This window comes from Kitasatospora sp. NPDC048407, from assembly GCF_043200475.1.
In the GTDB taxonomy this organism is placed as follows: Bacteria; Actinomycetota; Actinomycetes; order Streptomycetales; family Streptomycetaceae; genus Kitasatospora.
In genome coordinates this window covers 24013-37134 of sequence record NZ_JBICXW010000024.1, presented here as the reverse complement: position 1 = coordinate 37134, position 13122 = coordinate 24013, and the positions used below count along the sequence as shown (strand labels likewise).

The 13122-nt window shown below is 69.6% G+C and carries 10 protein-coding genes; all 10 read left to right on the top strand.

Going from position 1 to position 13122, the window contains the following annotated elements; all coding sequences use genetic code 11:
• Positions 1 to 116: 116 nt before the first annotated feature.
• The 10 genes from nrdR (at position 117) to ACGFWJ_RS31025 (ending at position 13078) form a co-directional block, all read left to right on the top strand.
• Positions 117 to 587 (top strand): transcriptional regulator NrdR, encoded by a 471-nt coding sequence (gene nrdR / locus ACGFWJ_RS31070; RefSeq protein WP_387648791.1) that lies wholly within the window; start codon positions 117 to 119, stop codon positions 585 to 587.
• A 157-nt stretch (positions 588 to 744) separates the two neighbouring features.
• Positions 745 to 3624 (top strand): vitamin B12-dependent ribonucleotide reductase, encoded by a 2880-nt coding sequence (locus ACGFWJ_RS31065; RefSeq protein ID WP_392955421.1) that lies wholly within the window; start codon positions 745 to 747, stop codon positions 3622 to 3624.
• Between the two features lie 83 nt (positions 3625 to 3707).
• Complete coding sequence (locus ACGFWJ_RS31060) at positions 3708 to 4439, top strand: hypothetical protein (RefSeq protein ID WP_392955419.1); 732 nt, start codon at positions 3708 to 3710, stop codon at positions 4437 to 4439.
• A 91-nt stretch (positions 4440 to 4530) separates the two neighbouring features.
• Positions 4531 to 5283: an SDR family oxidoreductase gene (locus ACGFWJ_RS31055; protein WP_392955494.1), complete on the top strand. Its 753-nt coding sequence runs from the start codon at positions 4531 to 4533 to the stop codon at positions 5281 to 5283.
• Positions 5284 to 5334: 51 nt separating this feature from the next.
• Complete coding sequence (locus ACGFWJ_RS31050) at positions 5335 to 5565, top strand: RNA polymerase subunit sigma-70 (protein WP_392955417.1); 231 nt, start codon at positions 5335 to 5337, stop codon at positions 5563 to 5565.
• A gap of 1 nt (position 5566) precedes the next feature.
• Positions 5567 to 6118, top strand: a complete 552-nt coding sequence (locus tag ACGFWJ_RS31045) for a Clp protease N-terminal domain-containing protein (protein ID WP_392955415.1) — start codon at positions 5567 to 5569, stop codon at positions 6116 to 6118.
• Positions 6119 to 6302: 184 nt separating this feature from the next.
• The gene (locus ACGFWJ_RS31040) at positions 6303 to 7670 is read left to right on the top strand and encodes an ABC transporter substrate-binding protein (protein ID WP_392955412.1); all 1368 of its coding nucleotides are present in this window, start codon (positions 6303 to 6305) and stop codon (positions 7668 to 7670) included.
• Positions 7671 to 7765: 95 nt separating this feature from the next.
• The gene (locus ACGFWJ_RS31035; protein WP_392955410.1) at positions 7766 to 8791 is read left to right on the top strand and encodes a carbohydrate ABC transporter permease; all 1026 of its coding nucleotides are present in this window, start codon (positions 7766 to 7768) and stop codon (positions 8789 to 8791) included.
• Positions 8788 to 9744, top strand: a complete 957-nt coding sequence (locus ACGFWJ_RS31030; protein WP_392955408.1) for a carbohydrate ABC transporter permease — start codon at positions 8788 to 8790, stop codon at positions 9742 to 9744. The genes ACGFWJ_RS31035 and ACGFWJ_RS31030 overlap by 4 nt, the downstream gene beginning before the upstream one ends.
• Before the next feature lie 220 nt (positions 9745 to 9964).
• A complete protein-coding gene (locus ACGFWJ_RS31025; protein WP_392955406.1) occupies positions 9965 to 13078 on the top strand; it encodes an Ig-like domain-containing protein in 3114 nt (1037 codons plus the stop codon).
• The last annotated feature ends 44 nt before the right edge of the window (positions 13079 to 13122 follow it).

Below are 13122 nucleotides of genomic sequence, written 5' to 3'. Positions count from 1 at the left end.
CCCATCCGCCACTAGATCTAGTGGCTAGTGTCCTCGATCGGGCACAGGTCTTGTGTTTCGAGTCGGGTAGAGTGGTACGAGTCGTTCGCCGTCGGGTCGCAGGGAGGGAGTTCCAGGTGCACTGCCCCTTCTGTCGGCATCCGGACAGCCGTGTCGTGGACAGTCGCGCCAGCGACGACGGGTGCTCGATCCGCCGCCGCCGGCAGTGCCCGGACTGCAGCCGCCGGTTCACCACCGTCGAGACCGCCACCCTGATGGTGATCAAGCGCAGTGGCGTCACTGAGCCCTTCTCCCGCGAGAAGGTGATCTCCGGCGTCCGCAAGGCCTGCCAGGGCCGCCCGGTCACCGAGGACGCGCTGGCCCAGCTCGGGCAGCGGGTCGAGGAGTGCGTGCGGGCCAGCGGCAGCGCCGAGCTCTCCACCCACGATGTGGGCCTGGCGATACTCGGCCCGCTGAAGGAGCTGGACGTGGTGGCGTACCTGCGGTTCGCCTCCGTCTACCGGGCGTTCGACAACCTCGAGGACTTCGAGGCCGCGATCGCGGAGCTGCGCTCCGAGCGGCCCGCGGTCCCGCTGCCCGTGCCGTAACGGCCGGGCCCTTCCTTTCATCTTTTTTCATTCAAGTCACCGCATTACCCGTGTGCCGTGGCCGGGCTCCGGCCTGCCCGCGCACCAGGAGAACGAACCAGTCGTGCCCGGACTTTTCAGGGCACTTCGGGCGTTTGCCCAGGAGGAGGAGCAAGGCATGACAGACACCACGAGCGGTTCCGCGCGCGGGTCGAAGTCGGAGAAGGCCGCGAAGGGCGCCAAGGCCCCCAAGTCGGGCCTGCGGCTGGAGCGGATCTACACCACTCCTGGGGTCCACCCGTACGACGCGGTCTCCTGGGAGCGCCGGGACGTCGTGATGACCAACTGGCGCGACGGCTCGATCAACTTCGAGCAGCGCGGCGTCGAGTTCCCCGACTTCTGGTCGGTGAACGCGGTGAACATCGTCACCAGCAAGTACTTCCGCGGCGCGGTCGGCACCCCGCAGCGCGAGTGGAGCCTGAAGCAGATCATCGACCGCGTGGTGCTCACCTACCGCGCCGCCGGTGAGAAGCACGGCTACTTCGCCTCCCCGGCCGACGCCGAGATCTTCGAGCACGAGCTGACGTACGCCCTCCTCCACCAGGTGTTCAGCTTCAACTCGCCGGTCTGGTTCAACGTCGGCACGCAGCAGCCGCAGCAGGTCTCCGCCTGCTTCATCCTGTCCGTCGACGACTCCATGGAGTCGATCCTCGACTGGTACAAGGAAGAGGGCATGATCTTCAAGGGCGGTTCGGGCGCAGGCCTGAACCTGTCCCGGATCCGCTCCTCCAAGGAGCTGCTCTCCTCCGGCGGCAACGCCTCCGGCCCGGTCTCCTTCATGCGCGGCGCCGACGCGTCGGCCGGCACCATCAAGTCCGGTGGCGCGACCCGCCGGGCCGCCAAGATGGTCGTCCTCGACGTCGACCACCCGGACGTCGAGGCCTTCATCGAGACCAAGGTGAAGGAGGAGGAGAAGATCCGCGCCCTGCGCGACGCCGGGTTCGACATGGACCTCGGCGGCGACGACATCGCCTCCGTCCAGTACCAGAACGCCAACAACTCGGTCCGCGTCAACGACGAGTTCATGACCGCGGTCGAGAACGGCACCGGCTTCGGCCTGCGCGGCCGGATGACCGGCGAGGTCATCGAGACCGTCGACGCCAAGGGCCTGTTCCGCAAGATGGCCGAGGCCGCGTGGGCCTGCGCCGACCCGGGCATCCAGTACGACTCGGTGATCAACCACTGGCACACCTGCCCCGAGTCGGGCCGGATCAACGCCTCCAACCCGTGTTCCGAGTACATGCACCTGGACAACTCCAGCTGCAACCTGGCCTCGCTGAACCTGATGAAGTTCCTCCGCGACGACGACACCTTCGACGCGCAGACCTTCGCCAAGGTCGTCGAGCTGGTCATCACCGCGATGGACATCTCCATCTGCTTCGCCGACTTCCCGACCGAGAAGATCGGCGAGACCACCCGCGCCTACCGCCAGCTCGGCATCGGCTACGCCAACCTCGGCGCCCTGCTGATGGCCACCGGCCACGCCTACGACTCCGCGGGCGGCCGCGCCCTGGCCGGCGCGATCACCTCGCTGATGACCGGCACCGCCTACCGCCGCTCCGCCGAACTCGCCGGTGTGGTCGGCCCGTACGACGGCTACGCCCGCAACGCCGCCCCGCACCAGCGCGTGATGAAGCAGCACGCGGACGCCTCCTCCGCCGTCGCCCCGCTCGACGACCTGGACGCTCCGGTGTGGGCCGTCGCCAACGACACCTGGACCGACGTGGTCCGGCTCGGCGCGCAGAACGGCTTCCGCAACGCGCAGGCCTCGGTGCTCGCCCCGACCGGCACCATCGGCCTGATGATGGACTGCGACACCACCGGCGTCGAACCCGACCTGGCCCTGGTCAAGTTCAAGAAGCTGGTCGGCGGCGGCTCGATGCAGATCGTCAACGGCACCGTCCCGCGCGCCCTGAAGCGCCTCGGCTACCAGGACGAGCAGATCGAGGCGATCGTCGCGCACATCGGCGAGACCGGAAACGTCATCGACGCGCCCGGCCTGAAGGCCGCCCACTACGAGGTGTTCGACTGCGCCATGGGCGAGCGGTCGATCTCCCCGATGGGCCACGTGCGGATGATGGCCGCGATCCAGCCGTGGATCTCCGGCGCGATCTCCAAGACCGTCAACATGCCGGAGAACGCCACCGTCGAGGACGTCGAGGAGATCTACTTCCAGGCCTGGAAGCTCGGCGTCAAGGCGCTCGCCATCTACCGCGACAACTGCAAGGTCGGCCAGCCGCTCTCGGCCAAGACCAAGGCCCCGGCGGCCACTTCGGTTTCCGCCCCGGCCGCGGCCCCCGCCGTCGAGAAGGTCGTCGAGTACCGCCCGACCCGCAAGCGCCTGCCCAAGGGCCGCCCCGGCATCACCACCTCCTTCACGGTCGGCGGCGCCGAGGGCTACATGACCGCCAACTCCTACCCGGACGACGGCCTCGGCGAGGTCTTCCTGAAGATGTCCAAGCAGGGCTCGACCCTCGCGGGCATGATGGACGCCTTCTCCATCGCCGTCTCGGTCGGCCTCCAGTACGGCGTCCCGCTGGAGACGTACGTCGCCAAGTTCACCAACATGCGCTTCGAGCCGGCCGGTCTGACCGACGACCCGGACGTGCGGATGGCGCAGTCCATCGTGGACTACATCTTCCGACGCCTGGCCCTCGACTTCCTGCCGTTCGAGACCCGCTCCGCGCTCGGCATCCACTCCGTCGAGGAGCGCACCCGGCACCTGGAGACCGGCTCCTACGAGCCGATCGAGGACGAGCTCGACGTCGAGTCGCTGGCCCAGTCCGCGCCGCTCGCCGCCGAGAAGCCGCACGTCGCCCTGCCGGTCGTCGAGCAGCCCAAGCCGGCCCCGGCCGCGCACAACTCCACGGAGCTCGCCGAGATCCGCCTCGGCCTGAACGCCGACGCGCCGCTCTGCTTCTCCTGCGGCACCAAGATGCGCCGCGCCGGCAGCTGCTACCTCTGCGAGGGCTGCGGCTCCACCAGCGGCTGCAGCTGACAAGCCGTCAACGTGCAGTGACGCGCAGGGCGTCGACCGTAATTCGGTCGGCGCCCTGCGCCGTGCGGGGACACAATGCCGGGATGGACGAGGCATCGAACAACCGGCTGGAACTGCGCATCGAGGACGCCTCGGAAGGACGGCGCCACCTCCGGCTGCTGGTCGACGGGCGCGACCTGCTGGACACCGGTTTCACCGACGGGCACCTCGGCCCGGACCCGCGGTCGCTGCTCGGGCCGTACAGCGTGCTGGTTCCGGGTCCTGAACCCCGGGAAGTCCGGCTTCACCTGTCCGGATGTGGCGAGAAGTGCTGCGGCGCCCTGTATGTGACGGTGCGCCAGGAGGGCGGCGTCGTGGTCTGGGACGGCTGGCGCAACCCGTACATCAAGGACCTCGACCTCCCGGCGTACCGGTTCGATGCCGGGCAGTACCTCGGGGAGATCGACCGCGCGGGCACCGGTGTCCCGGACTGGCCCGCGCGCGGCGTCGGCCGCCTGCTGCAGGCCCAACTCGTCCGCCGGCCGGAGCTGTTGGCCGCCTGGGAGTGCGAGCTCGATGAGGTGTGGACCTGGCCCGGGGGCCCTGACCGGATCGACCTGACCTTCTACCACCCGGCCGTGCCGGTCGGCCGCGGCACATCTCCGCACTTGCAGTTCCTGGCCGAGCTGACCGTTCCCGCCGGAGACCCAGTCGCCCTGGCCGCCGAGCTGGTCGACCGCCTCACCTCGGCGGACCCGCGGGCCTGGGCGCGGGTCTGCGGCGGCAGTGCGGAGTACGCGGAACAGCTCGGCTACCCGTGGCCGGAGGACCTGTGACCGCGGGGTGACCCCGTTCCCCCGGGTGCGTCGGCCGGGCTGCCGGACGCGGGTGGCCCGCGCAGGCTGGGGGAGGAGAGGGGTGAGCGCGATGCGGCAGATCGTGGTGACGGGCGGGACGGGGACGCTGGGGCGGGTCGTGGTGCGCCGGTTGGTGGCGCGAGGGCGCCCGGTGCGGGTGGTGAGCCGGCAGGCGCACACGCCGGGGGAGCACGGGTGGGCGGTCGCGGATCTGGTGACCGGCCGCGGGGTGGAGGCGGCGCTGGCGGGCGCGACCACGGTGGTGCACTGCGCGACCACCAGCGGGAAGCGGGACGTGGAGGCGACCGGCCGGCTGGTCGCGGCGGCCCGCGCGGCCGGCGTCGCGCACCTGGTGTACGTGTCGATCGTCGGCGTGGACGCGGTGCCGCTCGGCTACTACCGGGCGAAGGAGGAGTGCGAGCGGTTGATCGCCGGGTCCGGTCTCGGCTGGACGGTGCTGCGGGCCACCCAGTTCCACGACCTGGTGCTGCGGGTGCTGGACGGGCTGTCGAAGGCGCCGGTGCTGCTGCTGCCGCGCGGGGTGGCGTTCCAGCCGGTGGACGTCCGCGACGTCGCCGAGCGGCTGGCGGACCTGGCGGAGGGCGGGCCGGCCGGGCGGGTGGCGGACTTCGGCGGCCCGCAGGTGCGCGCGGTGGAGGGGCTGGCGGCGGAGTTCCTGCACGCGCGGGGCCGGCGGCGGCCGGTGCTGCGGGTGCCGACGCCGGGCGGGGCGGTGCGAGCGATGCGCGCCGGGGCGAACCTGACGCCCGAGCACGCGGACGGGCGGATCACCTTCTCGGAGTTCCTGGCGGAGCGGTACTGATTTTGTCAACCAAGGTTGACGTGGCTCATGGTGTCAACCTATGTTGACACCATGAGCGAGACGAGACAGCTCGCGGCCGACGCGAGCAGCGGCGACCCGGCGATCGGCCTGCGCGCCGTCCGGGCGCTGCGCGACCTGGCCGACCGGCTGGAGGAACTCCAGGTCGGCAACGCCCGCGGCAAGGGCTGGTCCTGGCACGAGATCGCGGTCTGCCTGGGCGTGACCCGGCAGGCGGTGCACAAGAAGTACGCCAAGCGGACGACGGAACAGGGAGGGGACTGAGATGTTCGAACGGTTCGCGGCGGAGGCCCGCCGCACGGTGACGCTCGCCGCCGAGGAGGCTCAGCTCCTGCACCACGACCACCTGGGCGCCGAGCACCTGCTGCTCGGCCTGCTCGCCCAGCCGCAGGACCCGACGGCCGTACTGCTCGGCCGCTTCGGCGTCGGCCTCGACGAGGCCAGGCGTGCGGTGGGCGGCCCCGACCCGGAGCGGGACGGGGCGGCGCTGGCGGCGATCGGCATCGACCTGGCGGCGGTCCGCGAGGCCGTCGAGTCGACGTTCGGCCCGGGCGCGCTGGACGCCCCGTCGCCGGGCCGGCCGTCGCGCTGGGGCGGTCCGAGGTTCACCGACTCGGCCAAGCGGGTGCTGGCGCTGTCGCTGCGCGCGGCGGCCGGGCGGCGGGTGCGCCGGATCGAGACCGGCCACCTGTTGCTCGGGCTGATCCGGGAGGGCGGTGCGGCGGCGCGGTTGCTGCGCGAGCGGGGTGTGGACCTGGCGGATCTGGAACGGGAGGCGGAGGCGGCGCTGACGGACGGCCGGGCGGCGGCCTCGTAGCACGGCGCGGTCACAACTGGAGTGCTGCCCGATGAAGGTCGAACGCGCTCCTTGGCGTGGGGTGGTCGGTGGGTTAACGTCTTTGAGCCAGCGATCAGCTGGGTACACAGGCCCCATCTTCGGTACAGCGCAGTGTTGTTTCTCTTACGGCTGGCATGCCCATGCCCTGGCAAGGAGGACCGCATTGATCATCCCCGTGACCACTGGACGCCGGAGGCTGCTGGCCGTACCGGCTGTTCTGGCACTGGCATTGACAGCCGCCTGTTCCAACAGCTCCTCGTCCGGCGGGGGCGGGGCGCCGGCCGCCGCACTCACCGGTGACTGCGCCAAGTACCAGGCCTACGCCGGTCATTCGGGTACCAAGGTGTCGATGTACGCGTCGATCCTGGCGCCCGAGTCGGACTCGCTGGAGAAGTCCTGGGCCGACTTCAGCTCCTGTACCGGCATCAAAATCGTCTACGAGGGCTCCAACGACTTCGAGTCGCAGCTGCCGGTCCGGGTGGCCGGCGGCAACGCCCCCGACCTGGCGGTCATCCCGCAACCCGGCCTGCTCGCCCAGATGGTGAAGAGCGGCAAGGTGGTCAAGCCCCCGCAGCAGACCGTCGACAACGAGAACAAGTGGTCGCCGATCTGGAAGACCTACGGATCGGTCAACGGCACCTTCTACGCGGCGCCGATGAGCGCCAACATGAAGTCCCTGGTCTGGTACTCCCCGAAGGCCTTCAAGGCCGCCGGCTACGAAGTCCCCAAGACCTGGGCCGACTTGATGGCGCTCAGCGACAAGATCGCCAAGGCCGGCGCGACCAAGCCCTGGTGCGGCGGCATCGGTTCCGGCACCGCCACCGGCTGGCCCGCCACCGACTGGCTGGAGGAGATCGTCCTCGGCTCCTACGGCGGCGACGTCTACGACCAGTGGGTCAGCCACAAGGTGAAGTTCTCCGACGAGAAGATCACCACAGCGATGAAGACCGTCGCCGACTGGATGCAGAACCCGGCCTGGGTCAACGGCGGCTTCGGCGACGTCAAGTCGATCGCCACCACCACCTTCCAGGACGCCGGCACCCCGATCCTCAGCAACAAGTGCGCGATGCTCCAGCAGGCGTCCTTCTACCGCGCGCAGTGGCCCAAGGGCACCAACATCGGCCCCGACGGCGACGTCTTCGCCTTCCACCTGCCCGCGGTGAACCCGCAGGTCACCAGCCCGGTCGAGGGCGGCGGCGAATTCCTCACCGCGTTCTCCGACCGGCCCGAGGTGCAGGCCGTGCAGAACTACCTGTCCACCTCGGAGTGGGCCGGCAGCCGGGTCAAGGTCTCGCCGGGCTGGGTCTCCGCCAACCAGGGCGTCGACAAGAGCCTCTACACCGACCCGATCGACAAGCTGTCCGCCCAGTTCCTCACCGACCCGACCGCCACCTTCCGGTTCGACGCCTCCGACCTGATGCCCGCCGCCGTCGGCGCCGGCGCCGAATGGAAGGCGCTCACCGCCTGGTTCGCCGAGGGCCAGTCGATCCAGAAAACGGCCGGCGACATCGACGCCGCCTGGCCCCAGTAGGTCGAACTCGCAGGGCAGCGCGGGCAGGTGAGCCGTCCGCCCGCGCTGCCCTCCCCATGCCCGGGATCACCAGGTCTTGAGGAAGGACCCTGCGCATGCCCACCGACACCCGGCTCGCCGGGCCGGCGCTCCAGCTCGCGGACTCGCTGTGGCAGGACGCGGCAGTCAAGTTCGGCAACACCGGCGGCGCCGTACTGGGCTTCGTCGGCATCCTGCTCGCCGTGTTCTTCGCGGCCGGCCGCGCCACCGGACGCTTCTCCCGGCCACTGGCGATCGCGCTGATGCTCGGCCCGGCGATCGTCCTGCTGCTCACCGGCCTGGTGGTGCCGCTGGTGCGCACCGTCGTGCTGAGCTTCCTGGACGCCGACAGCGCGAGCTTCGTCGGCGGGAAGAACTACGCCTGGGCGCTGACCAGTTCACCCATCCACGGGGTGCTGCTGAACACCCTGCTGTGGCTGGTGATCGCCCCCCTCGCGGCCACCGGGCTCGGCCTCGCGCTGGCCCTGATGGTGGACCGGATGCGCGGGCAGGCGGTCTGGAAGTCGCTGATCTTCATGCCGATGGCGGTCTCGCTGGTGGCCGCCTCGCTGATCTTCAAGCTGGTGTACGAGTCGCGCGGCGCCGGGCAGAACCAGGTCGGCCTGCTCAGCCAGCTCGCCGTCGCGCTCGGCTGGGACGACCCGCCGAACTGGATCCTGTCCCAGCCGCTGAACAACTTCCTGCTGATGGCCGTCCTGATCTGGGTGCAGACCGGCTTCGCCATGGTGGTGCTGTCCGCCGCGATCAAGGCCATCCCGGACGAGATCACCGAGGCCGCCCGGCTCGACGGCGCCACCGGCCTGCGGCTGTTCCTGCACGTCACCGTGCCGATGATCCGCACCACGCTGGTGGTGGTGCTCACCACCATCATGATCATCACGCTGAAGGCCTTCGACATCGTCCGCACCATGACCGGAGGCAACTACGGCACCCAGGTGCTCGCCAACGAGATGTACTCGCAGAGCTTCGAGCAGTACAACTACGGACGTGGCAGCGCCCTCGCGGTGATCCTCTTCCTCGCGGTGGTCCCCCTGGTGGTCTACAACATCGCCCTGCTGCGCAAGGAGCGTGCGACCCGATGAGCGCCCAGCCCACCCTGGCCCCCGCCAGGGCACCCGAGCCCGAACTGCCGCCCGTGAAGGCCGTCCGGCGGTCCTTCAGCAGCCCGCTGGCGAGCCTCCTGGTGGTCGTCGTGACCGCTCTGTGGACCATCCCGACCGTCGGTCTGCTGGTCACCTCGCTGCGCCCCAAGGCCGACGTGGCGTCCACCGGCTGGTGGGAGGCGTTCGTCCACCCCGACTTCGGGCTGGAGAACTACCGGTCGGTGCTGTTCGACAACTCCTTCGGCACCTCCGGCGGCCTGATGCCGTACCTGGTCAACTCGGTGGCGATCAGCATCCCCGCCACCGTCTTCCCGCTGGTGCTGGCCGCGATGGCGGCGTACGCGCTGGCCTGGGTGCGGTTCAAGGGCAGCGACACCCTGTTCTTCGTGATCTTCGCGCTGCAGATCGTTCCGCTGCAGATGTCGCTGATCCCGCTGCTGCGGCTGTTCTCCGGCGGCGCCCACCTCGGCTCGATGACGATCATTCCGGCGCTCAATCTGAAGGACACCTATGTGCCGGTGTGGCTGACCCACACGATGTTCGCGCTGCCGCTGGCGATCTTCCTGCTGCACAACTTCATCGCCCAGCTGCCGCGCGACCTGATGGAGGCCGCGGTGGTGGACGGCGCCTCGCACTTCAAGATCTTCCGCTCGATCGTGCTGCCGCTGAGCGCCCCCGCGCTGGCCTCGTTCGCCATCTTCCAGTTCCTGTGGGTGTGGAACGACCTGCTGGTGGCGCTCACCTTCGCCGGCGGCAATCCGACGGTCGCGCCGATGACCTCCCGGCTCGCCCAGCTGTCCGGCTCCAACGGCAGCCGCTGGGAACTGCTCTCGGCGGGCGCCTTCCTGTCGATGCTGGTGCCGCTGGCGGTGTTCTTCGCGCTGCAGCGCTTCTTCGTCCGCGGGCTGCTGGCAGGGTCGGTGAAGGGCTGAAGCCTGTGACGCCTGCGACCGGGTTGTTCAAGTGTTGAACGCAAACGGCCGTGTTGAAGGTGTGCAGACATACTGGTCGGATGCGGAGCTTTCGCGTTCGAGTTGGCCGGAAGTCGTGGCTGTGATGTGAGGGTTCTGCGGACGCGCCGGGGTCGGAGCCGATAGGACGGAGGACGGCACTTCTGCCGTTCATCCGGTCATCCGACCTTGGGGGGTTGGCGTGAGGTTCAGAAAACGGCTCGCCGGGCTGCTCGTGGCCCTGCTCGCATCCACCGGACTGATGGCGGCGCCCGCGGCACACGCGGACACCACCGCCGTCCTCGGCAACAACACCGTCGGTACCGCCACCGACTCCGGCGACTCCAACTACATCAACACCTCGCGCTTCGTGACCGGCTCCAGCGGCGGAACGGTCAACAGCGTCAGCGTGTACGTGGGCGCCGTCGGCTCCACGCCCAACGACCAGTACCAGGTCGCGGTGTACGGCGACGTCGCCGGCAAGCCCGGCCCGCTGCTCGGCTCCTCCGCGTCCGGCACGCTCACCGCGCACGCCTGGAACACCCTGCCGGTCGCCGCGACCCTCGCGCCCAACACGCCCTACTGGCTGGCGTACAACTCCAACGGCGTCTCCGCCGCCGTCAACAACCTCAACTACTCCAGCGGCGGCCAGAGCGGCTACTCCACCGGCGGCCAGGCCTTCGGCACCTGGCCCAGCAGTTTCGGCGCCGTCTCCACCGGCAGCCTCAACTACTCCATCTACGCCACCTACACCCCGTCCGGCGGCGGCAGCACCACACCCGGCAACGGCCCCGGCAACGAGGGCCCGATCCTGCTGGTCACCGACCCCGCCAACCCGTACACCTCGTACTACGGCGAGATCCTCAAGGCCGAGGGCCTGAACTACTACAAGACCGCCGACCTCGGCACCGTCACTTCCGCCACGCTCGCCCAGTACGACGTGGTGCTGCTGGCGGAGAACCAGCTGACGGCCGCCCAGACCACCATGTTCACCACCTGGGTGAACGGCGGCGGACGGCTGGTCGCGATGCGGCCCGACAAGCAGCTCGCCGGACTGCTCGGCCTCACCGCCACCACCGACACGCTGGCCGACTCCTACCTGAAGATCGACACCACCGCCGCGCCCGGCACCGGACTGACCTCCGACACCATGGGCTTCCACGGCACCGCCGACAAGTACACGCTGAACGGCGCCACCGCCGTAGCCACCCTGTACAGCGACGTCGCCGTGGCCACCACCAACCCGGCCGTCACCCTGCGCACCGCCGGCACCGGCCAGGCCGCCGCGTTCACCTTCGACCTCGCCAAGTCCGTGGTGCAGACCCGCCAGGGCAACATCGCCTGGGGCGGCCAGCAGCGCGACAACGTGGACGGCATCGAAGCCAGCGAGATGTTCTTCGGCACGGGCGGCCAACTCAACTGGAACAACCTCGACAAGGCGCAGATCCCGATCGCCGACGAACAGCAGCGCCTGCTCGGCAACCTGATCACCACCATGGACGCCGCCAAGAAGCCGCTGCCGAAGTTCTGGTACTTCCCCCGCGACGTCAAGGCCGTCGTGGTGATGACCGGTGACGACCACGGCATCGGCGGCACCACCGGACGCTTCGACGGCTACATCGCGCAGAGCCCGGCCGGCTGCAACGTCGCCAACTGGGAGTGCGTGCGCGCCTCGTCCAACGTCTACGCCAGCGGGCCGATGACCGACGCCCAGGCCAAGGCCTACTCCGACCAGGGCTTCGAGATCAGCACCCACATCACCACCAACTGCACCCCGTGGGGCGCCCCCACCGACCTGGCGAACGTCTACACCACCCAGCTCGCCGCCTGGAAGGCCAAGTACCCCTCGCTGCCCAACCCGGACAGCACCCGCACCCACTGCGTCGAGTGGGACGACTGGGCCACCCAGGCCAAGACCAAGCTGGCCAACGGCATCCGGCTGGACACCGATTACTACTACTACCCGGGCAGCTTCGTGCAGGACCGGCCCGGCTACTTCAACGGCACCGGCCTGCCGATGAAGTTCGCGGACAGCAACGGCGCCACCATCAACGAGTACCAGGCCACCACCCAACTCACCGACGAGTCCGGGCAGTCCATGCCGGGCACCGTCAACACGCTGCTGGACAACGCGTACAACGCCAAGGGCTACTACACCGTCCTGACCGCCAACATCCACACCGACTACGCCGCTTCCACCGCGTCCGACCAGGTCATCGCCTCGGCCAAGGCGCACGGCACCCCGGTGGTCTCCGGCCGCCAGCTGCTGAACTGGCTGGACTTCCGCAACGGCTCCGCGTTCTCCGGGATGGCGTGGAACGCGAACACCCTGAGCTTCAGCATCACCGGCGGCGCGAACGGCCTGCGCGCCATGGTCCCGGTCAACTCGGCGGGCGGCACGCTCACCGGCATCAAGCAGGGCACCACCGCCGTCAACTACCGGATCGAGACCATCCACGGCATCACGTACGCCTTCTTCGACGGCAACGTGGGCTCCTACACCGCGACCTACGGCACCGACACCGTCCCGCCGACCGTCACCGGTTCCGTCCCGGCCAACGGCGCGACCGGCGTCGCCGCCACCGCCCCGGTGAAGGCCTCCTTCAGCGAGCCGGTCCAGGCCGCCACCGTCAACTCCACCAACGTCACGCTGAAGACCACCAGCGGCGGCACCGCGGTGGTCGGCACCGTCGCGCTGGACTCCGCGACCAACACCGCCACCTTCACCCCGAACGCCGCCCTCTCGCTCAACACCGGCTACACGCTGAGCGTCGCCAACGTGAAGGACCTGGCGGGCAACACCCAGGCCGCCGCCTACACGGCGGCCTTCACCACCGCCGGCGCACCGCCGCAGACCATCGGCAACAACGCCATCGGCACCCAGCTCGACGACACCAACTCCAACCACCTCAACGGCTCGAAGATCACCACCGGCAACTCGCCGATCGCGCTCAGCTCGCTGAACGTGCACACCGGACAGACCAGCGCCTCGCCCAACAACCAGTTCCAGATCGCCGTCTACAGCGACAACGGTGGCTCGCCGGACGCCCTGCTGGCCACCAGTTCGGTCGGCGTGCTGAACGCCAACGCCTGGAACAGCGCCCCCGTCACCTACACGCTGGCCGCCAACACCACCTACTGGCTGGTCTACAACTCCAACGGCACCAGCTCCACGGTCAACAACATGCACTACAGCTCCGGCCCCGCCGGGTCCGGCGTCTACAGCAACGCGAGCGTCCCGTTCGGCACCTTCCCGGCGAGCTTCGGCACCGCCGTGAAGGACAACCTCGTGTACTCGCTGTACGGGGCCTACTGACCGGGCCTGTTGGCCCCGTCCGACGTCCCACCCGTTGTCCCGCT